The 22,273-nt window shown below is 61.3% G+C and carries 21 protein-coding genes; 6 read left to right on the top strand and 15 right to left on the bottom strand.

Features of this window, described 5'->3' with window-relative positions:
- Nucleotides 1–2 precede the first annotated feature (2 nt).
- Complete coding sequence (locus tag QR290_RS06810) at nucleotides 3–692, top strand: DUF4197 domain-containing protein (protein WP_115076700.1); 690 nt, start codon at nucleotides 3–5, stop codon at nucleotides 690–692.
- Here QR290_RS06810 and QR290_RS06805 read toward each other — a convergent pair.
- The 3 genes from QR290_RS06805 to QR290_RS06795 form a co-directional block, all read right to left on the bottom strand.
- The gene (locus tag QR290_RS06805) at nucleotides 689–2,083 is read right to left on the bottom strand and encodes a Fic family protein (RefSeq protein ID WP_289204588.1); all 1,395 of its coding nucleotides are present in this window, start codon (nucleotides 2,081–2,083) and stop codon (nucleotides 689–691) included. The two genes, QR290_RS06810 and QR290_RS06805, sit on opposite strands and share 4 nt — an antisense overlap.
- A gap of 571 nt (nucleotides 2,084–2,654) precedes the next feature.
- Nucleotides 2,655–5,723, bottom strand: coding sequence for an efflux RND transporter permease subunit (locus QR290_RS06800; protein ID WP_289204587.1), 3,069 nt, complete (start codon nucleotides 5,721–5,723; stop codon nucleotides 2,655–2,657).
- 6 nt (nucleotides 5,724–5,729) lie between these two features.
- Nucleotides 5,730–6,830 (bottom strand): efflux RND transporter periplasmic adaptor subunit, encoded by a 1,101-nt coding sequence (locus QR290_RS06795; RefSeq protein WP_115076697.1) that lies wholly within the window; start codon nucleotides 6,828–6,830, stop codon nucleotides 5,730–5,732.
- Nucleotides 6,831–6,924: 94 nt separating this feature from the next.
- On the opposite strand from QR290_RS06795, the gene QR290_RS06790 reads away from it, so the two are divergent.
- Complete coding sequence (locus tag QR290_RS06790; RefSeq protein ID WP_115076696.1) at nucleotides 6,925–7,560, top strand: TetR/AcrR family transcriptional regulator; 636 nt, start codon at nucleotides 6,925–6,927, stop codon at nucleotides 7,558–7,560.
- 45 nt (nucleotides 7,561–7,605) lie between these two features.
- Here QR290_RS06790 and QR290_RS06785 read toward each other — a convergent pair whose 3' ends face one another.
- Entirely contained in the window at nucleotides 7,606–8,388 is a 783-nt protein-coding gene (locus QR290_RS06785) for a class I SAM-dependent methyltransferase (RefSeq protein WP_115076695.1), read from the bottom strand.
- 93 nt (nucleotides 8,389–8,481) lie between these two features.
- Between QR290_RS06785 and QR290_RS06780 the strand changes: the two genes are divergently transcribed.
- A complete protein-coding gene (locus tag QR290_RS06780) occupies nucleotides 8,482–9,096 on the top strand; it encodes an energy transducer TonB (RefSeq protein WP_115076694.1) in 615 nt (204 codons plus the stop codon).
- Between the two features lie 4 nt (nucleotides 9,097–9,100).
- Here QR290_RS06780 and QR290_RS06775 read toward each other — a convergent pair whose 3' ends face one another.
- From QR290_RS06775 to ppc, 7 genes are all read right to left on the bottom strand, one after another.
- Nucleotides 9,101–9,793 carry an extensin-like domain-containing protein gene (locus QR290_RS06775; protein ID WP_289204586.1) on the bottom strand — a complete coding sequence of 231 codons (693 nt, stop codon included), beginning with the start codon at nucleotides 9,791–9,793 and terminating at the stop codon, nucleotides 9,101–9,103.
- Nucleotides 9,794–9,795: 2 nt separating this feature from the next.
- On the bottom strand, nucleotides 9,796–10,632 hold the full coding sequence (locus QR290_RS06770) for an isocitrate lyase/PEP mutase family protein (protein WP_289204585.1): 837 nt from the start codon (nucleotides 10,630–10,632) through the stop codon (nucleotides 9,796–9,798).
- A gap of 32 nt (nucleotides 10,633–10,664) precedes the next feature.
- Nucleotides 10,665–11,525, bottom strand: coding sequence for a DUF72 domain-containing protein (locus QR290_RS06765; protein ID WP_289204584.1), 861 nt, complete (start codon nucleotides 11,523–11,525; stop codon nucleotides 10,665–10,667).
- Nucleotides 11,525–11,833, bottom strand: coding sequence for a hypothetical protein (locus QR290_RS06760; RefSeq protein ID WP_007954720.1), 309 nt, complete (start codon nucleotides 11,831–11,833; stop codon nucleotides 11,525–11,527). Before QR290_RS06760 ends, QR290_RS06765 begins: the two co-directional genes overlap by 1 nt.
- Before the next feature lie 172 nt (nucleotides 11,834–12,005).
- The gene (gene tsaB / locus QR290_RS06755; protein WP_289204583.1) at nucleotides 12,006–12,680 is read right to left on the bottom strand and encodes a tRNA (adenosine(37)-N6)-threonylcarbamoyltransferase complex dimerization subunit type 1 TsaB; all 675 of its coding nucleotides are present in this window, start codon (nucleotides 12,678–12,680) and stop codon (nucleotides 12,006–12,008) included.
- Nucleotides 12,681–12,774: 94 nt separating this feature from the next.
- Nucleotides 12,775–13,425 carry an adenylate kinase gene (adk, locus tag QR290_RS06750; RefSeq protein ID WP_007954716.1) on the bottom strand — a complete coding sequence of 217 codons (651 nt, stop codon included), beginning with the start codon at nucleotides 13,423–13,425 and terminating at the stop codon, nucleotides 12,775–12,777.
- Nucleotides 13,426–13,713: 288 nt separating this feature from the next.
- Nucleotides 13,714–16,344, bottom strand: a complete 2,631-nt coding sequence (gene ppc / locus QR290_RS06745) for a phosphoenolpyruvate carboxylase (RefSeq protein ID WP_115079903.1) — start codon at nucleotides 16,342–16,344, stop codon at nucleotides 13,714–13,716.
- A 214-nt stretch (nucleotides 16,345–16,558) separates the two neighbouring features.
- Between ppc and QR290_RS06740 the strand changes: the two genes are divergently transcribed.
- The 3 genes from QR290_RS06740 to QR290_RS06730 all read left to right on the top strand — a co-directional run bounded on the left by QR290_RS06740 (nucleotide 16,559) and on the right by QR290_RS06730 (nucleotide 18,524).
- Nucleotides 16,559–16,903: a hypothetical protein gene (locus tag QR290_RS06740; RefSeq protein ID WP_011332654.1), complete on the top strand. Its 345-nt coding sequence runs from the start codon at nucleotides 16,559–16,561 to the stop codon at nucleotides 16,901–16,903.
- A 366-nt stretch (nucleotides 16,904–17,269) separates the two neighbouring features.
- The gene (locus QR290_RS06735; RefSeq protein WP_085697302.1) at nucleotides 17,270–17,674 is read left to right on the top strand and encodes a DUF4398 domain-containing protein; all 405 of its coding nucleotides are present in this window, start codon (nucleotides 17,270–17,272) and stop codon (nucleotides 17,672–17,674) included.
- Between the two features lie 55 nt (nucleotides 17,675–17,729).
- Nucleotides 17,730–18,524 carry an OmpA family protein gene (locus QR290_RS06730; protein ID WP_115076689.1) on the top strand — a complete coding sequence of 265 codons (795 nt, stop codon included), beginning with the start codon at nucleotides 17,730–17,732 and terminating at the stop codon, nucleotides 18,522–18,524.
- Nucleotides 18,525–18,934: 410 nt separating this feature from the next.
- On the opposite strand, the gene QR290_RS06725 is transcribed toward QR290_RS06730, so the two are convergent.
- From QR290_RS06725 to QR290_RS06710, 4 genes are all read right to left on the bottom strand, one after another.
- The gene (locus tag QR290_RS06725) at nucleotides 18,935–19,264 is read right to left on the bottom strand and encodes a hypothetical protein (protein WP_115076688.1); all 330 of its coding nucleotides are present in this window, start codon (nucleotides 19,262–19,264) and stop codon (nucleotides 18,935–18,937) included.
- Nucleotides 19,261–20,175 carry an alpha/beta hydrolase gene (locus QR290_RS06720; protein WP_289204582.1) on the bottom strand — a complete coding sequence of 305 codons (915 nt, stop codon included), beginning with the start codon at nucleotides 20,173–20,175 and terminating at the stop codon, nucleotides 19,261–19,263. The genes QR290_RS06725 and QR290_RS06720 overlap by 4 nt, the downstream gene beginning before the upstream one ends.
- Before the next feature lie 162 nt (nucleotides 20,176–20,337).
- On the bottom strand, nucleotides 20,338–21,615 hold the full coding sequence (locus QR290_RS06715; RefSeq protein WP_102621445.1) for a flavohemoglobin expression-modulating QEGLA motif protein: 1,278 nt from the start codon (nucleotides 21,613–21,615) through the stop codon (nucleotides 20,338–20,340).
- A 33-nt stretch (nucleotides 21,616–21,648) separates the two neighbouring features.
- On the bottom strand, nucleotides 21,649–22,203 hold the full coding sequence (locus QR290_RS06710; RefSeq protein WP_085688811.1) for a hypothetical protein: 555 nt from the start codon (nucleotides 22,201–22,203) through the stop codon (nucleotides 21,649–21,651).
- Nucleotides 22,204–22,273: the final 70 nt, after the last annotated feature.

The raw sequence follows: 22,273 nt of genomic DNA, 5'->3' as shown, positions 1-22,273 counted from the left end.
TCATGCTCCGCCCTACCCTTCGCTTCGCCGGCCTGTGCGCGGGCCTGATGATCTCCGCCAACGCACTGGCCCTGTCCCTCGGCGACCTGTCGCAAGGCGACGCCACCGGCGGCCTCAAGGACGCCCTGACCCAGGGCGCGCAACTGGCCGTCAAACAACTCGGCACCCCGGGCGGCTTCAGCAATAACCCGGAGGTGAAAATCGAACTGCCGGGCAAGCTCGGCAAAGTCGCCGGCAAGATGAAAGCCTTCGGCATGGGCGCCCAGGTCGACGAACTGGAAACCGCCATGAACAAGGCCGCGGAAACCGCCGTCACCCAGGCCCAGCCAATCCTCGTCGACGCCGTGAAGAAAATGAGCGTGGAAGACGCCAAAGGCATCCTCAGCGGCGGCAACGACTCCGCGACGCAATACCTGGACAAATCCAGCCGCGAACAGATTCGCACCAAATTCCTGCCGATCGTCAAACAGGCAACCGACAAAGTCGGCGTAGCCCAGAAATACAACGCCTTCGCCGGCCAGGCCGCGACCTTCGGCGTGGTGGATGCGAAAAGCGCCAACATCGAAAGCTACGTGACCGAACAAGCACTTAATGGCCTGTTCGAAATGATCGGCAAACAGGAAGAAACCATCCGCAAGAACCCGGCGGCTGCGGCGACGAGTCTGGCGAAAAAAGTGTTCGGTACGCTCTAGACCGACACGACACGGGAGTGAGGCCTCTCACTCCCGTTGTTCAATCCGTCGCCAGCAGATACTCGTAAAAAGTACACCCACTCACGCCCCATTTTCTTCCTCTCGAAAACCTGCAGTTCAACCAATCCGTTCAACGTCGACACCGCTGTGTTGTAGGCACAACCAAGATGTTCCTTGACGTTCCCCGCCATGAACTCCTTCGCCACCCCACTTCTGGCCACCTGATAAATCGCTCGCTGCCGCTCTGTCAGCCGATCAAAAAAACCCGAACAGGTCAGCCAGTGCTCGAAGTCTTCGCTGTACGCCACACTCTTGCGATACACATCGGTAAACCCCTCGACCGCCCGCAGAATCACCGAACACTGAAACTCGATGAAGTACGTCAGATCGAGCTCATCGGCTTCGCTGTGCAAATACGACCGCCCGTACTTCACCGGCGCGTTGCGCAGTAAAAGACTGATCGCGATATAGCGGAAGGCCGAAAAATCATGCTTAAACATGAACCAGTAAAACAGCGACCTGGCGACCCGCCCGTTGCCGTCGCGAAACGGATGTTCGTAACCCAGGGCAAAGTGCAGCGTGATCGCCTTGATCAGCGGATGCAGGTAGTTTTTTTGCCGAGGTGAACCCTGTGGTTGATTGATCCACTGCGAGAGCAAATCCAGTCGCCTCACCAATCCGGCGGCAGGCGGTGGCGAGTGCACGGTATTCCCTTCGCCGTCCTGCACCACCACTTCATCGTCGGTCCTGAAATGCCCGGGGTCATACTGCTCGTCATCAATACCCTCGACACCGACTCGATGGATCGACGCAATCAACTCCACGCTCAAAGGCTCGTAACGTTTTTCCCAGGCGAAATTCATCATCCGGTAATTGCCCATGACCATCCGCTCATCCGGCGTTCGCGGCTGACGCCGTTGCTTGAGCATGTCCTTGGCAACACGAGTGGTGGTCGCGGCGCCCTCCAGCTGACTGCTGCTGATCGCCTCATCCTCGATCAGATCGTTAAGCAAATAACTGAAATGCGCCCGCTCGCCTATCTGGCTGGTCATGTACTCCAGCGACGCCGTCGTGGTTTGCCGATCAACCACTGAAAGTGCCTTCTGCGCGGTGGGCGTCGGCACAAACTTCCCCCACTGCGCCGGCTCCCCCAAAGGCAGAAGATGAATGTACTGAGCGACCCGCGCCTTCTTGACCAACGCCCAACACAAACGCGAATCCAGCCCACTGGCCCAGCGATACCGCAAATCCTCAAAAGGCAGATACCGCCCCTGATCATCCAGCGGCTTGAGCAACGCAAGATAATCCGCCAGACGCTGCTTGTGAGGCGCGCGCATCAACAACTCAAAGACCGGATCGGCCCGACCTTTCAATACCGGCGGTTTCTTCATCAAAGCTGACTCAAACAAGGCTGAAAAACAGCGTCGAGTACAGCACCGCCAACACAGCGACCTCAATATCGGAGGCGTCTGAAAAACTTGTAGGAGGCGACGCAGAGTCCTACACCATTGTTTTGCTCAGCTGTCAGGCCGCCTTCGCGAGCAAGCCCGCTCCCACAGAAAAGCGCAAAACCTACACTCCGATGCGCTTCTCACCACTCAACACAATGAGCGTTAGCTCGAGTACCGCTCTTGACGTGCCGGCCCCTTCGGCCGGCTGAGTGGAGGGAGTCATCCGGGGGTAGGCGCGTAGCGCCGTTCGACGAAGTCGAACACATCGAGAGGAGGTGCAGCGAAGCAAACCGTAGGCGATGCCCCCGGATGAATCCCGGAGCGAAGGAACCCCGAGCCCCAGCGAGGGGCCGAACGCCGGGGCCCAGCGTTTTGGTACCTTTTGGGCGTCTGCAAAAGGGACTCGCCGTAAGGGCGAAACCATAAGAAGCCGTTACCGCAGAAACGGATATGTACTAAAAACAACCCAGAGCCTGGCCGGCCCGAAGGCCGCCACGCTCAACAAACCAAATCAAGCCTCCTTGCGAACCCTGAACCAAGCCGCATACAACGCCGGCAAAAACAAAAGCGTCAAAGCAGTAGCAACAATCAACCCCCCCATGATCGCCACCGCCATCGGCCCGAAAAACACACTGCGAGAAAGCGGAATCATCGCCAGCACCGCCGCCAGCGCCGTCAACACAATCGGCCTGAACCGCCGCACGGTCGCCTCGATGATCGCCTGCCAGGGCTTGAGCCCCGCCGCAATATCCTGCTCGATCTGATCCACCAGAATCACCGAGTTACGCATGATCATCCCCGACAGCGCGATCGTCCCGAGCATCGCCACAAACCCGAACGGCTGACGGAACACCAGCAGAAACAGCGTCACCCCGATCAACCCCAAAGGCGCCGTCAGAAACACCATCGCCGTGCGCGAAAAACTGCGCAACTGCACCATCAGCAGCGTCAGCACCACGACAATGAACATCGGCACGCCGGCGTTCACCGACTTCTGCCCACGCTCCGAATCTTCAACGGTGCCGCCGACATCCAGCAGATAGCCGTCCGGCAATTCGGCACGGATCGGATCAAGCGTCGGCATGATCTGCTTCACCAGCGTCGCCGGTTGCTCCTTGCCATAGATGTCCGCGCGCACGGTCACGTTCGGCAGGCGATTGCGGTGCCAGATGATGCCTTCCTCGAAGCCATATTCCAGCGTGGCAATCTGCGACAGCGCGACACTGCGACCGTTATCGGTGGGCACCGCCAGACTCGGCAGCAACGACAGTTCGGTGCGCTCGTGCACGGTGCCGCGCAGGAGGATTTCGATCAGCTCGTTGTCCTCACGGTACTGGCTGACGCTGGAGCCGGTCAGCGAACTCTGGAGAAACTTCGCCAGATTCGCCGTGCTCACACCCAATGCCCGGGCACGATCCTGATCGATGTTCAGGTACACGACCTTGCTCGGCTCCTCCCAGTCCAGATGCACGTTCACCACATGCGGATTCTCACGCACCTTGGCCGCAACTTTCCGGGCCAGCGCCCGGACTTCTTCGATGTGCTCGCCGGTGACGCGGAACTGCACCGGATAGCCAACCGGAGGACCGTTCTCCAGGCGCGTGACCCGCGAGCGCAGGGACGGGAACTGCTCGTTCAAGGTGTCGATCAGCCAGGTGCGTAGCGCTTCGCGCTCCTCGATGGTTTTCGCCAGTACGACGAACTGGGCGAAACTCGCCGCCGGCAGTTGTTGATCCAGCGGCAGGTAGAAACGCGGCGAACCGGTGCCGACGTAAGCGACATAGTTGTCGATGCCGGCGTGGTCCTTGAGCATCGCTTCCAGCCGTTTGACCTCGCCCGTGGTATTGGCCAGCGAGGCGCCTTCGGCAAGCTTCAGATCCACCATCAATTCCAGTCGCCCGGAAGCCGGGAAGAACTGTTGCGGTACGAACCGGAACAACGCCACCGACGCCACGAACAGCAGCACCGTGAGCACGATCACGGTTTTGCGCCGACGCACGCACCACTCCACCAGACGTCGTACCCGTTGGTAGAACGGCGTGCCATAGGGATCGGTCTGGCCGTCAGCCGTACCGTGTTTGGCTGCATGAATTTTCGCCAGATCCGGCAGGAGCTTTTCCCCCAGATACGGCACGAACACCACGGCCGCCACCCACGATGCGAGCAAGGCGATGGTCACCACCTGGAAGATCGAGCGGGTGTATTCGCCGGTGCCGGACTGCGCCGTGGCAATCGGCAGGAAGCCTGCGGCGGTGATCAGCGTACCGGTGAGCATCGGGAATGCGGTGCTGGTCCAGGCGTAACTGGCGGCCTTGATCCGGTCGAAACCCTGCTCCATTTTGATCGCCATCATTTCCACGGCGATGATCGCGTCGTCCACCAGCAAGCCCAGCGCCAGCACCAGCGCACCGAGGGAGATCTTGTGCAGGCCGATGCCGAGGTAATACATGCAGGCGAACGTCATCGCCAGCACCAGCGGAATGGTCAGAGCCACCACCATGCCAGTGCGCACGCCGAGGGAGAAGAAGCTCACCAGCAACACGATGGCCAACGCCTCGACCAGCACCTGAACGAACTCGCCGACGCCGGTTTTCACAGCTGCGGGCTGGTCGGAGACCTTGCGCAACTGCATGCCGGCCGGCAGGTTTTTCTGGATCCGGGCGAACTCGATTTCCAATGCTTTGCCCAGCACCAGAATGTCGCCGCCGTCCTTCATCGCCACCGCAAGACCGATGGCGTCTTCGCCCATGAAGCGCATGCGCGGCGCCGGAGGATCGTTGAAACCGCGCCGCACGTCGGCGACATCGGAGATGCGGAACGTACGATCACCGACCCGGATCGGGAAGTTCCTGATCTCTTCGACTGTCTGAAAATTCCCCGAAACCCGTAGCTGCAATCGCTCGCTGCCGGTTTCAAAGAAGCCGGCGGTGGACACCGCATTCTGTTCTTCCAGCGCCTGCTGCACCGCTGCCAGCGGCAAGCCGAGGGTGGCGAGTTTGACGTTGGACAGTTCGACCCAGATCTTCTCGTCCTGCAAACCGAGCAGGTCGACCTTGCCCACATCCCTGACCCGTTGCAGCTGGATCTGGATGCGGTCGGCGTAATCCTTGAGCACCGCGTAGTCGAAACCGTCGCCGGTCAGCGCATAGATATTGCCGAAGGTGGTACCGAACTCATCGTTGAAAAACGGCCCCTGAATCCCCGGCGGCAAGGTCTGGCGAATGTCGCTGACCTTCTTGCGCACCTGATACCAGAGATCCGGAATCTCTACCGAATGCATGGAGTCGCGGGCGATGAACGTGACCTGGGATTCACCGGGGCGCGAGAACGAAACAATCCGCTCGTACTCGCCGGTTTCCATCAGTTTCTTTTCGATGCGCTCGGTGACCTGACGCGAGACTTCCTGCGCCGTAGCGCCCGGCCAGCGGGTCTGGATGACCATCGCCTTGAAGGTAAACGGCGGGTCTTCGCTCTGGCCGAGCTTGGTGTAGGACAAGGCGCCGACGATCGCCAGCAAAAGCATCAGGAACAGTACGATCTGGCGATTGCGCAGCGCCCAGGCGGAAAGATTGAAACCCATCGGGGATTACTCCTTGTCCGCCAGATTGACCACGCGGTTGGAGCGATCCACCGGACGCACCTGCTGCCCTTCCAGCAGCACGTGGACGCCGGCGGCGACCACCCAGTCGCTGGCGTTCAGGCCTTCAAGCACCGGCACGGTTTTCTCACCGAACGGGCCGGTGCGCACCGGGGTCTTTTTCAACGTGTTGTTGGCGCTGACGACCCAGACGTAAGTCGCGCCGTTTTCGGCGGTCAGCGCCGAGAGCGGCACCGACAGCGGGATGACATCGGCGGTCTGCACGAAGACCCGGGCGCTCTGGCCCAGTTCCGCCGGGACTTTGCCGGAGGTGAATGAAATACGCGCGGCGAAGGTGCGGGATTTCGGATCGGCGGCCGGCGACAGCTCGCGGATCTGCCCGGCGAAGCGCTGGTTCTGTTGCGTCCACAGCTCCACCGAGACCGGCTGGCCAACCTTGAACCGGCCGAAGCTCTGCTCCGGCAGGCTGATCAGCACTTCACGCTCGCCGTCAGTGGCGAGGGTGAAAACGGTCTGCCCGGCGGCGACCACTTGCCCGACTTCCACCGAACGCTTGGCCACCACGCCATCCTGGGGCGCGCGCAGCACGGCGTAACTGGCCTGATTGGTCGAGACGTTGAATTCGGCCTTGATCTGCTTGAGGCGGGCCTCGCCGGAGCGGAAAAGGTTCTCGGCATTGTCGTAGGCCGAGCGGCTGACCATCTGCCGCTCCATCAGGGTCTTGTAGCGATCACGCTCGGCGCGCACCAGATTCAGGTTGGCTTCGGCGGCCGCGACCTGGGCCCGGGTGGCTTCCAGTTGCAGGCGTACATCCTGCGGATCGAGTTCGGCGAGCGGTTGATCGGCCTTCACGCGCTGACCTTCCTCGACCAGTCGTCGGCTGACTTTGCCGCCGATGCGGAACGCCAGATCGGGTTCGTAGCGGGCGCGAACCTCACCCGGATAGCTTTCCATCGCCTGCGCCGAAGGCTCTGGCTGCACCACCATGGCCGGTCGCACGCTGACTTGCGTCACCTCTTCCTTGCCACACGCCGACAATAAAAACGCCAGACTGACTGGCACCGCAAAGGACAACGCATGGCGGAACATGGTGAAGGACCTTTCGCTAAGGAGGCTTGGAATAATTATACTGGCCGGTATGTTATTAATAGCAAACTCACCAGTCCAGTATTAAAAGCGAAGAATGTCGAACAATCTTTCCACTCCAAACGGCCCGGGCCGACCGAAGGATCCGGCCAAGCGCCAGGCGATTCTCGAGGCGGCGAAAATCCTGTTCCTGAGTCATGGCTACGCCAACACCAGCATGGACGCCGTGGCCGCCGAGGCTGGCGTGTCGAAGCTGACGGTCTACAGCCATTTCAACGACAAGGAGACGCTGTTCTCCGCCGCCGTGGTGGCCAAATGCGAGGAGCAATTGCCGCCGCTGTTCTTCGAATTGCCCGACGGCATCGCGGTGGAAAATGTGTTGCTGAACATTGCGCGAGGCTTTCACCAGCTGATCAACAGCGATGAATCGGTGAACCTGCATCGCCTGATCATGGCGCTGGGCAGTCAGGATCCGAAGCTGTCTTTGATCTTCTTCGAGGCCGGCCCCCAGCGCATGGTGCAAGGCATGGAACGTTTGCTGCGGCGGATTCACGAAACCGGCGTGCTGAGCATCGACAACCCGCACAACGCCGCCGAGCACTTCTTTTGCCTGATCAAGGGCGCGGGGAATTTCCGGCTGTTATACGGCTGCGGTGAGCCGCTGACCGGCGAGGCGGCGGAAAGTCATGTGCAGGAAGTGGTCGGACTGTTCATGCGGGCCTATCGACCCTGAAAACAAAAATCCCACGCCATGCGTGGGATTTTCTTATGCGACGGATCAGGCCTTGAGCGCTTTCTTCGGGTAGATGTCATAGCGGCTGGATTTGCCATCCAGCGCATGGCTCGGCTTCGGCCCTTCGATGCACGGCGCCTTGCGCGGGCGCTTGACCACCACCCGGTGCGTGGCCAGCGCCAACGCCGCTTCCAGCAAGGCCGGCGCATCCGGATCATCGCCTACCAGCGGGCGGAACAGGCGCATTTCCTTCTTCACCAGCGCGGTTTTCTCACGATGCGGGAACATCGGGTCGAGGTAGATCACCTGCGGCGGCTCGCCTTCCCAATTGCGCATCACCTCGATGGAGTTGCCCTTGAGCAGCTTCATCCGCGCCACGATCGGCGCCACGTCGAAGTCTTCCGCCGCTCGGGCCAGACCATCCTCCAGCAACGCGCCGATCAATGGCTGACGCTCGATCAGGCTCATCTCGCAACCGAGACTCGCCAGCACGAACGCATCCTTGCCCAGCCCTGCCGTGGCATCCAGCACCCGTGGACGCACGCCCTGGGCGATGCCGACCGCCTTGGCGATCATCTGCCCGCTGCCACCGCCGTACAACCGACGATGGGCCGCGCCACCCTCGACGAAGTCGACCCGCACTGGCCCCGGCGCATCCGGCCCCAGCTGTTGCAGCTGCAAACCCTGCTCGCCGACCTGCAAGGCAAACTCGCCGTCAGCCACCTGCAACGGCAGGTTCAGGCGCTGCGCCCACTGCTCGGCCTGCGCTTCGAACGCCGGGCCGAGGGCCTCGACATGGATGCGGCAGGCCGCAGGTTGCTCAATCATGGAAAACACGCTCAAAAAAGTTAAGGATCGGCAAAAACCGCCGATAACCCAATCAACGCGCATTTTGCCAGAGCTGAGCGTCAACCGAAAAAAATGTCAGGCATTCTTCCCACATCGATTGGCTACATTTCGCCCACAGGCGACTTCAGCCGTCATAACACTCAAGCATTGGGCGGCGTCAGCCACCTTTGGCAGGATTTCTTTGCCCAGGCACTGGCCGAACAATCGAGTGATGTGGTGCCGGCCTGCGGCACTTTCCCGCCGGTTGATCTGGAAAGTCCTGAAGAGCCGACCGTCGGCAGCGAACTGCACGCGCACATCATCAGCCAGCGTGAATGCGATGTGGTTGAAACCGAGGTGCGTCCGCCGGAGCCGCTGTTCCTGCCGATCGCCGAAATCGACATGACACTGGCCGAGCCGTACCCGCCGTTCCCGGCAGAAGAAATCAAGACTCAGCAAAAGCAGCAGGATTTCGACAGCAGTTGGGTTCGTCCGGTCGTGATCAACAACGGCCAGCCGATTCCGGAACCGGGCCCTGCCCCGCAGAAAAAGCCGCTGTACCTGCCGATTGCCGAGTTCGACCTGGATCTGCTGCAGCCTTACCCGCCGTTCCCGCCGGAAGAAATCGTCGAGCAGCAGAAAGCTCTGGACTTCGATAACGGCTGGGTGCGCCCGATCGTTCAGCAGAACCTGCGCATCGCCGCCTGATCCCTCAGCGACACACGCTCCAGCGCCCGACATCGACATGAAAGTGATTGCGATGGGCCGCGTTGTAATCCGGACTCAACACCACACTGAACGCCTCGCAGGCACCGTCGCGCACCTGACGTAGAAACTGCGCGTCCTGATTTTGCTTCGGCCAGTCCTTGAGCACGCTGATCGCGCGACCATCCGCCAGGCGGAAGCCGGCGATGTCGAGCGCATCGGCGCTGGCATGGCGGCTGAGCGCACCGTTCTCGCGGTTGTAGACGTTGCGGCAGGCGAAGCTGCCGAGGTGATCGACCCGCGCCACCGATTGACCGTAGGCCTGCTGCGCCGCCGGTTGCAGCGTATGGCGCTCGAACATCGCGAACGCCACGGCCAACGGGCAACTGGCGAGAAAGCTGCTGCTGAGCCCCACCTCGCCGCCCTGCACGCGCAAAGCGCCGATCAGCGGGCATTTGGCATCGGGACTGTCAGCCTGTGGCGAAACCCGCAGGCCGGAGCTGCCCAGCGCCTGCTCGCACAAGGCCGGATCGCTGCGCATGCGCATCAATTTGTAGCCCGTGAGCCAGTTGGGCGTCGCCTTCACGTCCAATGGCGCCCACGGGTTCCACTGCGGCGGCACATCGAGCCAACCGCGCCAGACGCCGATCAGGCTGCCACCGATGATCAGCAGCACGGTCAACAGCGTCCAGCGCCCCATGCTCATCCCTTGAACAATTGATTGGCCTTGGCGTACGGCATCGAACGGGAGGTGAAAGTGAACGTGCCGGACTGCTGGATCTCTTCCGCCGCGCGGTAAAACTCACCCAACGCCGCCAGTGCCAGCGCCGACCCGGTGCTGATCCGCTTCACACCCATTTCTTCGAGCTGCTGCACGGTCAGCTTCAAACCGCCGGACATCAACACATTGACCGGTTTCGGCGCCACCGCGCGCACCACCGCCAGAACTTCTTCAGCGGTGCGCAGGCCCGGCGCGTACAGCACGTCGGCGCCGGCTTCGGCAAAGGCCTGCAAGCGGCGGATGGTGTCGTTGATATCGGGATTGCCGTGCAGGTAGTTTTCCGCACGGGCAGTCAGCATGAACGGAAACGGCAAGGTGCGCACGGCAGCGACGGCGGCTTCGATCCGCGCCACGGCGTGTTCGAAGCAGTAGATCGGCGAATCTTCCCGGCCGGTGGCATCTTCGATCGAACCACCCACGGCGCCCGCCTCGGCTGCGCGGATCAGACTCTGCGCCGATTCGGCCGGGGCGTCGGCGAAGCCGTTTTCCAGATCCACCGCCACCGGCAGATCGGTGGCAGCGACAATCGCCCGGACATTGGCCAGCGTATCGTCGAGACTCAGGCCACCATCGGGCTTGCTTTGGGAAAACGCATAGCCGGCGCTGGTGGTCGCCAGCGCCTGATAGCCGAGACTGGCGAGCATCTTCGCGGAACCGGCATCCCACGGATTGGGAATCACGAAAATCCCCGGGCGTTCGTGCAGGACTTTGAAGGCTTCGGCTTTACGGACTTGTTGTTGACGGGCTTGGGCGTCCATTGGCAGGCTCCTGGGCAGGAAAGAAATCCGCCTCAGAGCAGGCCAAGTTGCTCGGCGGCGGGTTCTCTGTATAGCTCAGGCAAAGGTCGCAGGCCAGGCAAACGTTGCATCAGGTGTGCGTGAAAACGTTGCGCCAGCTTCGCCGCGAGGAGGTTGTCGGCGGTGTGCAGGAAGATGTACGGCGTGCGGCCCTCTTCGATCCACTCGGCGATCTTCGCCACCCACGGCACCAGGAACGGATCGTTGGCCTCAAGCTCCGGATGGCCGATGAAGCGCACCTGCGGGAATTGAGTGAACGCTGCCGGCCGCGTCGGTACGCGGGGCTTTTTCGATTGGGCGTGGATCACCGACGACTCGGTGGACAGGCAACTGAACAAGGCGCGCGGATCGAGACAGATGCGCTCCACGCCACGATCCAACAGCAGGCGATTGAGCAGGCGCTCACTCTCACCCTTGGCGAAGAACTGCTCATGGCGAACCTCCACTGCCAGCGGACAATCCAGCGCATCGATGAATGCGGCGAGTTCCGGCAAGCGGTGCGGCGTGAAGCTTTTCGACAGTTGCAACCACATTGGCGAGACGCGCTCACCGAGCGGCTTGAGTAGCTGGAGGAAGGTTTCGGCGGCAGTCAGCTGATCGCGCAAGTCGCCGCTGTGGCTGATGTCACCGGGAAACTTGGCGGTGAAGCGAAAGTGCGCCGGCATCACCTCGGCCCAACGCTGCACAGTGGCGGGCGAGGGGCTGGCGTAGAAGGTCGTGTTGCCTTCCACGGCGTTGAACACTTGAGAATACAGACCGAGGAAATCGGAGGTCTTGGCGTCTACCGGATACAGATACTCGCGCCAGGCGTTTTCGCTCCAGGACGGGCAACCGAGGTAGTAAGGCAGATCCATCAGATGTACAGATCGAGGCCCAGCACGTCTGCATCCCAATCGACAAAACCGGCGGTGCTCAGGTAGCTGGCCAGGGCCATGGCCACGCTTTTCTTCATCGCGCGGTGATAAATCATGTCTTGTTGGCGGGCGGGCAGATTGCTCAGGCGTTGGGCGGTGGCTTTGGCGGCACGGGCAGCCAATTGCTCTTCGGTCGGGAATTCCAGCTCGCCGTCGATATCGTCGACGGACTCATCCAGCGCCGGATTGCCTTTGCGAGGCTTGCGCTTGATGGGGTAGGAATGAGTGGAAACGCCGTCTATACGCATAAAGTCATGCTCGGTATCGATGATGGCAATTTAGCGGCACCTGACCGACTTAGCAAATCGCCGAGTGATAACTAGAACACATAAAAGACAAAAGGTTTAAAGCGCGGGGTTAGAAACGGACGATTGGCAGGAACGGGAGAACCCTGTGGCGAATGCCACAGGGTTAATGGCCTCAGCGGGCTTTCGGGGTGGCGACTTTGTCGCGCAGGTAAACCGGCTGGGCGTCGTCTGCTGGAATCGCTTCGCCGCGCTCCCAGGCGAATCGCGCCAGGGTCAGCAGGTCTTCGGCGTGGGGCAGCATGCCAGCGTCGGATCGGGCCAGGTTTACAGCGATGCGTTCGCCATAACCCCAACCAGTGCCGGCACCGAACCAGTCACCCGAAGCATCGTCCGGCAGCGCGGCGACTTCCGGCGGCAGCACCGCCTCGGCGTCGACCAAGCGCATCTCCCCGGCCGTCTCGCGGTAGCAGCCCCAATACACCTCATCCATCCGCGCATCGATGGCCGCCGCGACCTGGCTCACGCCGTGTTCGCGATAAGCCCGTTGCGCCAGCACGGCCAGGTTCGACACCGGCAACACCGGGCGATCCAGCGCAAACGCCAGGCCTTGCACCACGCCGATGGCAATCCGCACGCCGGTGAATGCGCCCGGGCCACGGCCGAAGGCGATGGCGTCCACCGCTTGCAGGGTGGTGCCGGCGTCGGCCAGCAGTTGCTGGATCATCGGCAGCAGTTTCTGCGCGTGCAGGCGCGGGATCACCTCGTAATGGCTCGTGACCTTGCCGTCATGCAGCAAGGCAACGGAGCAAGCTTCAGTCGCGGTGTCCAGGGCCAGCAAGGTGCTCATCGAAGTGTCCGTAAATCAGGTGGGGAAAAAGTGCGCCAGTATAAACAACTACGGCCCGCAAGCGGGCCGTGGATGATGCAGCGGATCAGGTTTTTCAGCTCAGCGCTTCAAGCACCTTGGCGGTGATCGCTTCAACCGAACCGACGCCAGGGATGTGGCTGTACTTCGGTTTGCCACCGTTCTTGGCGGACAGGTTCTGGTAGAACTCCACCAGCGGCTTGGTCTGCGAGTGGTAGACCGACAGGCGATGACGCACGGTTTCTTCGGTGTCGTCCTTGCGCTGTACCAGCTCTTCACCGGTGATGTCGTCTTTACCGGCAATTTTCGGCGGGTTGTAGACGATGTGGTAAACGCGGCCGCTGGCCTCGTGAACGCGACGACCGGCGATACGCTGAACGATTTCTTCGTCTTCAACGGCGATTTCGACCACGGCGTCCAGCTCGACACCGGCAGTCACCAGCGCTTCAGCCTGAGGAATGGTGCGCGGGAAGCCATCGAACAGGAAACCCTTGGCGCAATCGGCTTGAGCGATACGGTCCTTGACCAGCGCGATGATCAGGTCATCCGACACCAGGCCACCGGCATCCATGATGCTCTTGGCCTTGATGCCCAGCTCGGTGCCGGCCTTGACCGCAGCACGCAGCATGTCGCCGGTGGAGATTTGCGGAATGCCGAATTTCTCGGTGATGAACTTAGCCTGAGTACCTTTACCGGCCCCGGGAGCTCCCAGCAGAATGACGCGCATCGATGTGCTCCTCAATTTTTTATATAAAAAACAACGGATTCGCCTCGTGGGGCCAATCTCATAAAACGGGTCGTGGCCGCCCAAACGGCCAAAGGCTGATCAAGATACACAGCAGGCTGCGCCCACACAAGACGCCAAAAGTCGGAGAAACCGGCGCCCGCCGCGACCTTGCGACGCGGTTCCCCAAGTCGCAACCCCATCATTAACTGTCGCCTGACCGCATTTTTCCCACGGTCGTTAAACGGCACCCGACGCTCGTCCCGGGTGCCCCGCCCCACGCAGAAAACCTTAGCCGGTATTTCGCAAACCGGCGGCAATCCCCGCCACAGACACCAGCAACGCCTGTTCCACCGGGCTGCCCTGCTCGACATTCTGCTGCCGTGAACGCGCCAGCAACTCCGCCTGCAATAGATGCAGCGGGTCGAGGTAGGTGTTGCGCAGACGGATGAATTCCAGGGTGTCCGGGCTATGTGCCAGTAGCTGCGACTGACCGGTCAGGCCGAGGACGACGGAACACGCCTGCGACAATAGGTCGCGTAAGTGCGCACCCAAAGGCAGCAAATCCGACTCCACCAGACGCTCGTCGTAGGACAGCGCAATGTCGGCGTCGGCCTTGGCCAGCACCATCTCCAGCATGTCGATGCGTGTGCGGAAGAACGGCCACTGCTCGCGCATCTGCCCCAGCAACTCGCCCTCGCCGCGCTCCAGCGCTTTGCTCAATGCGGTTTCCCAGCCGAGCCAGGCCGGCAGCATCAGGCGGGTCTGAGTCCAGCCGAAGATCCACGGAATCGCCCGCAGACTTTCGATCCCGCCAGCGCGGCGCTTGGCCGGACGGCTGCCCAATGGCAAGCGACCAAGCTCCTGCTCCGGGGTCGACTGGCGGAAATACTCGACGAATTGCGGATTTTCCCGCACCACTGCGCGGTAGGCGGCGACACCGTCAGCGGCCAGTTCGTCCATCAGATGCCGCCATTCTGGGGTCGGTGGCGGCGGTGGCAACAGGGTCGCTTCGAGCACCGCCGCCAGATACAGATTGAGGTTTTGCTCGGCGATGTCCGGCAGGCCGAATTTGAATCGAATCATTTCCCCCTGTTCGGTGGTGCGGAAACGCCCCGCTACCGAACCCGGCGGCTGCGACAGAATCGCCGCGTGCGCCGGGCCGCCGCCACGGCCCACGGTGCCACCGCGACCGTGGAACAGCAGCAGTTCGACTTGCTGCTCACGACAGATTTCCACCAGCCGCTCCTGCGCCCGGTACTGCGCCCACGCCGCCGCCGTGGTGCCGGCGTCCTTGGCCGAGTCGGAATAGCCGATCATCACCTCCTGCGGGCCTTGCAGACGTGCGCGATAACCCGGCAACAGCAACAGGCGTTCGATCACCGGGCCAGCGTTATCGAGGTCGGCGAGGGTTTCGAACAACGGCACCACACGCATCGGCCGCAATACGCCGGACTCTTTCAGCAGCAATTGCACCGCCAGCACATCAGAGGCAGCACCGGCCATGGAGATCACGTAGGAGCCCAGCGAAGCGCCCGGCGCGGCGGCGATTTCCTTGCAGGTGGCGAGCACTTCGGCGGTGTCGGCCGAGGGTTTGAAATGCGCCGGCAGCAGCGGCCGACGATTTTGCAGTTCGCGAGTCAGGAAGCTGATGCGCTGTTCTTCGTCCCACTCTTCGTACTTGCCGAGGCCGAGGTAATCGGTGATTTCGGTCATGGCCGCGCTGTGGCGGGACGAATCCTGACGCACATCGAGGCGCACCAGGAACAGGCCGAAGGTCACGGCCCGACGCAGGCAATCGAGCAATGGCCCGTCAGCGATCACGCCCATCCCGCATTCATGCAGCGAGTTGAAACACAGTTCCAGCGGATCGAGCAGGTCGCGGTTGTTGTGCAGCACATCGGCAGGCGCCGGGGTGGTCGCCGTCAAGGATGCATGGGCCCAGTTGCGCGTGGCGCGCAGGCGTTCGCGCAATTGCTTGAGCACCGCACGATACGGCTCGGCACTGTCGCCGGCCCGGGCCTTGAGCGCTTCGCTGGCCTGCTGCATCGATAATTCGGCAGCCAGGTGATCGACGTCACGCAGGTACAGATCCGCCGCCATCCAGCGCGCCAGCAACAGCACTTCGCGGGTCACGGCAGCCGTCACGTTCGGGTTACCGTCGCGGTCGCCGCCCATCCACGAAGCAAAGCGGATCGGCGCGGCTTCCAGCGGCAAACGCAGGCCAGTGGCGGCGAACAGCGCCTGATCGGCCTTGCGCATATGGTTGGGTATCGCCTGCCACAGCGAATGCTCGATCACCGCAAAACCCCACTTGGCTTCGTCCACCGGAGTCGGCCGGGTGCGGCGGATTTCTTCGGTGTGCCAGGCTTCGGCGATCAGCCGCTGCAGGGTGTTGTGGATCTGCTCGCGCTCAGCGGTGGTCAGGTCGCGGTGATCCTGAGCCGCCAGTTGCGCGGCAATCGCGTCGTACTTCTGGATCAGCGTACGCCGCGCCACTTCGGTCGGGTGCGCGGTGAGCACCAGTTCGATTTCCAGCCGCGCCAGTTGCCGGGCCAGGGATTCGGCGCTGTGCCCTTCGTTGCGCAGGCGGGCGAGCAGTTGCGGCAGCACGCGGGACTCGAACGGCGCGGCATGGGTCTCTTCCCGGCGATGGATGAGCTGGTACTGCTCGGCGATGTTCGCCAGGTTGAGAAACTGGTTGAAGGCCCGCGCCACCGGCAGCAGTTCGTCTTCGCTCAATTGATTGAGGCTGGCGCTGAGTTCGGCGTCCATCGAGCCGCGCCGGTCGGCCTTGGCGCCCTTGCGAATCTGCTCGATCTTGTCGAGAAACGCCTCGCCGTACTGGTCACGAATGGTGTTGCCCAACAGCTCACCGAGCAGGTGAACGTCTTCGCGCAAGCGTGCATCAATATCGGTCATCAGCATCTCTCCAGCAGTAATCGGTGACGGATCGCAAGTGAGTGGATGAACAGAGAGTGCCGCTCTGGGACGCTTCTTACAAGCAGACGACGAAGGGACTTTAAACCTTGAGGCTTGAAGCTAGTCTCAACAGTAAGCCCCACAACGGCTTGCCGCCGGCTGACGGCGGACACTCACCAAGACCTGCCATGAGCAGGTGCGACATGAGGTCATTATGAAAATCCGTGAACTCGCCCAGCATTGGGAAGAAACCGCCAAGGGTCGCCTGACCGATACCGGCTACACGATTCATCTGGATGTGGAAGCTGCCGCACGGCTGGCGGCGATCGCCGAGATGTACCCCAAACGCCATGCCGAAGAACTGCTCGGCGAGCTGATCGGCGCCGCCCTCGAAGAGTTCGAAGCGAGCCTGCCGTACGTGAAAGGTTCGACGGTGGTTGCCACCGATGAGGAAGGCGATCCGCTATATGAAGACGTCGGCCCGACTCCGCGTTTTCTCGCGTTGTCACGGCGGCATTTGCATGACTTGTCGGCTGCAGCCGGCAAGCAGAAACACTGATCCCTGATACTTCAAAACTGTGGGAAACGGTTTGTCCTCGATGGCATCAGTTCAGCCGCAAATGTGCTGAACTTGATGGCCTCATCGCTGGCAAGCCAGCTCCCACAGGGACTGAATTTCTCCTGCGCTTTTCCGCCATTTTTCGCCCGCGCGTACCACTCTCCCCCGCCAAAGTTCCCGGTTTAGAGCCTTGTCCGTTTGGTCAGAATATTTTTTGGCGATGAGCCATCTTTTCTGAACTTTTGAAAAATGCCTTCGGTCGGAACAGGTAACCACGCCTGGAACGAGCGTTTCAAAACGCACTTGCACATGACGGTTGCGGCTCCGCTACCAGGATGGATTTCGAAGCTTCCAAGGAGTTAACCAATGGAGTTGAAGACCATGAAGACCCAAACCTCGTTTTCCCACCTGCGCGGTCTGAAACTGGCCGCTCTCGCCATCGGCACCAGCTTCGTGCTGGCCGGTTGCGCCGGCAATCCACCGACCGAGCAATACGCCGTGACTCAATCGGCGGTCAACAGCGCGGTCAGCGCCGGCGGTACCGAATTCGCCGCCGTGGAAATGAAGCAGGCCCAGGACAAGCTCAAACAAGCCGAAATCGCCATGCATGACAAGAAGTATGACGAGGCCCGCACCCTGGCCGAACAGGCCGAGTGGGACGCTCGCGTAGCGGAACGCAAGGCTCAGGCGATGAAAGCCGAACAAGCGGTGAAGGATTCCCAGAAAGGTGTTCAGGAACTGCGTCAGGAAAGTCAGCGCACCGTGCAGTAAGCGCGCATCCCGACCGCAAGGCTGAAACTCTTATCGATAGAAAGGACGAACGATTATGCGTAAACAACTGATGATCCCCGCTCTCCTGGCCGCAAGCGTTGCCCTGGCTGCCTGCTCGACACCGCCGAATCCGAACCTGGAACAGGCACGCACCAACTATGCCGGCCTGCAGGCCAACCCGCAGGCGAGCAAAGTCGCAGCGCTGGAAACCAAGGACGCCAGTGATTACCTGGACAAGGCCGACAAGGCTTATCTGGACAAGGAAGACCAGCACAAGGTCGACCAGCTGGCTTATCTGACCAACCAGCGCGTGGAAGTGGCCAAGCAGACCATCGCCCTGCGCACCGCTGAAAACAACCTGAAGAACGCCGCCGCCCAACGTGCCCAGGCCCGTCTGGATGCTCGCGATCAGCAGATCAAACAGCTGCAGGACAGCCTCAACGCCAAGCAGACCGATCGCGGTACGCTGGTGACCTTCGGTGACGTGCTGTTCGCCACCAACAAGGCCGAGCTGAAATCCAGCGGTCTGGTGAACATCAACAAACTGGCGCAGTTCCTCCAGGAAAACCCTGACCGCAAAGTGATCGTCGAGGGCTACACCGACAGCACCGGTACGGCGAACTACAACCAGTCGCTGTCCGAGCGTCGTGCGACATCGGTGCAGGTTGCACTGATCAAGATGGGCGTCGATCCGTCGCGCATCGTGGCCCAGGGTTATGGCAAGGAATACCCGGTGGCGGATAACGGCAGCGTTTCGGGCCGAGCAATGAACCGTCGAGTGGAAGTGACCATTTCCAACGACAACCAGCCAGTAGTGCCGCGTTCGGCCGTGAGTTCGACCGCGCACTGATTCGCTGAGCAACAAACAAAAAGCCCCGCCTGATTTTGATCAGGCGGGGCTTTTTGTTTGGATGCTCGGCTCGGAATGTGTGGGGATCAGAGATCGTAGCCCCCTCACCCCAGCCCTCTCCCCGAGGGAGAGGGAGTCGATTGGGGGATGCTACAGAAATACGTCGACCTGAAAGTTATTTGCCGAATCCATAATCGACACAACCTTTCAGGTCGATGTATAGCGTCAGACACCTCGGTCAGTCCCCTCTCCCACTGGGAAAGGGAGCCGATTGGAGGATGCTCCAGAAATACGTCGACCTGAAAGTTATTTACCGAATCCATAATCGACACAATCTTTCAGGTCGATGTATAGCGTCAGACACCTCGGTCAGTCCCCTCTCCCCCTGGGAGAGGGTTAGGGTGAGGGCTTTACTCTTCGAGCTTCTGCGGCGTCTCCTGGCCCATGCAGCGCACGGCTTTTTTCTGGCTGTTGACCAGCACACCGGTAAGGCCTTTCTGTTCGGTGTCGAACAGCACCAGCACGCCATCGATGCACTGCGCCACTTGCGGCGCCGGGTCCAGGGAGACTTTGTAGTCTTCGCCGGGAATGGTCTTGAGCATGGTGAATTCGTTGAGCAGCAACGCATCCTCGGGTTTGGCGAAGTGCAGGTAGCCGTAGTACCACAGGGCGCCGACGGTGCCGAGGATGCTGCAGATACCGGTGATGATCAGCGGGATGGCGTTACGTTCTTCACTCATTGCGGACTCTCTGGTGGTTCGTCTTCAGAATTCGGGGGTGTCGGATAATTCGGGATCTCGCCGAGACGGCGCAGGCCGTTGAAGTGTTCGGGATCGTCGAGGTAGCGCAGCATCACCTGACGCCAGACCGGGTCGCCGAAGGTCTGCACATGCCCGCCCCGGGTCAGCTGCAGCACGCGCGGTGGCGGCGCAGCTTGATACAGATGGATGCCGTTGGAAAGGGGCACCAGCGGATCGTCGAGGCTGTGGAAGATCAGTTTCGGCACGCCGTTGAGCTGCGGCATGGCGTTGATCGCGCTGTCGCCATCGGGCACCAGCCACGACAGCGGCACCTGAAATGGCCACGTCAGCCATGAGGTGCTGAGGGCGTATTGGCCGACGCTGCGGTAACTGGCGGGCACGCCGTCGAGCACCAGGGCCTTGAGCTGTTTTTGTCTTTCCGGATGTTGCACCAGCCAATGCACCGCCATCGCCCCGCCGAGACTCTGACCCAGCAGCACCAGCGGTTTGCCTTTGACTTCCGGCGCCTTGTCCAGCCAGGCGAAGGCGGCATCAATGTCCTGATAGATCGCCGGCAGGCTCGGTTCGCCTTCGGACAAGCCGTAACCGCGATAGTCCACCAGCAGCACTTGATAGCCGTTTTTCGGCAGCCACCAGCTCCCGCCCAGGTGCATCGGCAGGTTGCCGCCGTTGCCGTGCAGGTGCAGGACCGTGCCTTTGACCTCGACCCCGGGCTTGGCCGGCAGCCACCAGGCGTTCAGCTTGAGGCCGTCGGCGGTGGTCAGGGTGACGGTGCGGTATTCGAGCTTGGCCTTTTCCGGCGTGAAGATCTGCCCCGGTTCGGGGTAGAACAGCAAGGAGCTGCAACCGCCGAGGGTCAGGAGCAGGCAAAGGATGCCGAGGATTCTCATCCGGTGAAACCTCGCGAAGAGAGTTGAAACACAACCCTGAAGAAAACAAATGACCTTGTGGGAGCGGGCTTGCCCGCGATGGCGGAGGATCAATCGACATCAACGTTGAATGTCAGACCGCTATCGCGGGCAAGCCCGCTCCCACAGAGGACGGTATTGGACCTACAGGATGTTGGAGTAATCCGCCTCGATCCGGTCCAGGCTCAAGTGATTGAGGAAGTTGGAGAAGCACATCCACGCCGACAACGCGTTCATGTCGCGGAACTGGTCCGGCAGGTACTTGGGCGGCACAACCAGGCCTTCGTCCACCAGCTGACGCAGGGTTCGCATGTCCTCCAGCGTGGTCTTGCCGCAGAACAACAGCGGGATCTGCTCGAGCTTGCCCTTGCGCACGGCCAACTGAATGTAGTTGTAAACCATGATGAAGCCCTTGAGGTAGGACAAGTCTTTGGTGAATGGCAGACCGGTCGGCGTCGATCCACGGAAAACCCGACTGGCGTTGCCGTAGCTTTCCGCCATTTCGAAGCCCTGCTCGCGGAAGAACTCGAAAATCTGCAGGAAGTCTGCGCCCTCCTCGACCATGTGAATGGCGCGGGTGCGATTGGTCAGCTTGCGCAAGCGGCTCGGGTAGGAGGCGAACGTGATGATTTCCATCAGGATCGCCAGGCCTTCCTGAGTCACCGTCGACGAGGGCGGACCCTTGGACAGGAAGGTGCAGATCGGCTGGTTCAAGCCGTTGAGCGTGGTGCCGACATGCACCAGGCCTTCGTGGACTTCCAGCGCGCGTACGTCGCGGTCGTTGAACATCGCGTCGGTGCGGATCTTGATGTAGTCGGCGCCCGCCGCCGCATCGGCGACGATCCCGTCGGACTCGAACACGCGGATGGTTTCCTCGGCCTCGCCGAACACTTTGTTCAGGCGGGTTTGCAGCAGATGCACGGCATCCTTGGCGGTGAGGATCTTCGGTTCGTCCTTCAGGTCGCCCCGACCGTCGATGTTGTTCAGGTAGTCGGACATCATCAGGCCGAGGTCGGCCAGGGTCGGGTCACCGGCGTGGAACGCGTCGGACGCGGCGCCGTAAAGCTCCTGGGAAATCAGGCCGAAATCCTCGGTGCCGCGCGCTTCGAGCATGCGCACCACCATCCGGTATTCCTTGCACATGCGGCGCATGATCTGGCCGACCGGGTTGAACTGGCCGAGCTGGCGGGTGATGTCCCGTTCGATGTTCTGGAATTCCAGCTTGACCTTGCTCGAATCGAAGGACAGTGGCCGGTTGAGGTAGTAGTCGCGATCCACCGCCGGCAATTCCTTGCCCTTGGCCTTGAGGAAACCCTTGCGGATGTTCTCGTCCCACTTCACCGCGTCGAGCACGCGGATCGGCGTCTGCGCCAGCACAATGCGATCGGACAGCGTGCGTATCGTCTGCTGGTAATCGTCCACCCGAAACTCCTGTAGAAAACGTGACGAACTGAATTATTTGGCTTTGGCTTGGTGCTGATAGCGCGCCGCTTCGACGAAAACGTCGGAATTGGCCGGGTCGTCGAGGTAAGCAAAGACCTTTTCAAGCGGGCTGTCGACCTGCACGCCCTCGCCGTCATCGGTCTGGAAGCCCTGGCCGTCGAGGGTCTTCTGGGCGATGGCCTGGTTGATCTGCTCGAGGTCGAGGTTGTAGATCACCAGTTCGCGCTTGTCGGTGATCTCGAAACCGGCAATGGTGAAGTGCCCGCCGTATTGCGCCGGCACCTTCGCCGACAGGTACCAGCGGTTACCGTGGCGCGACACCGTGAACGGATAGGCTTCACGCTCGCGGGGTTTGGCTTTGAAGTACGCAACCGCCTGATAACGATCGTTGCCCAGGCGCGTCAGTTCCAGATTCATCGGCTCGCCCCAGGCATTGGTGCTCGACCATTGGCCGAGCAGGCCCTTGGGCGCCGGCTCACTGGCGGGCAGCGGATCCTTGAAGGTCACCAGACATCCGCTGAGCAGCAGGAACGACAAGGCGATCAGCACGCCACGCCAGGCTTTCATTCGACACTCCCTAGACCCGAACTCACCAGCGAACCTGTGGGAGCGAGCTTGCTCGCGATGGCGGAGTGTC

The organism is Pseudomonas fluorescens (genome assembly GCF_030344995.1).
Taxonomy (GTDB): Bacteria; Pseudomonadota; Gammaproteobacteria; order Pseudomonadales; family Pseudomonadaceae; genus Aquipseudomonas; species Aquipseudomonas fluorescens_BF.
The sequence above is the reverse complement of the archived record's forward strand: the minus strand, read 5'-3'. Positions and strand labels throughout refer to the sequence as shown.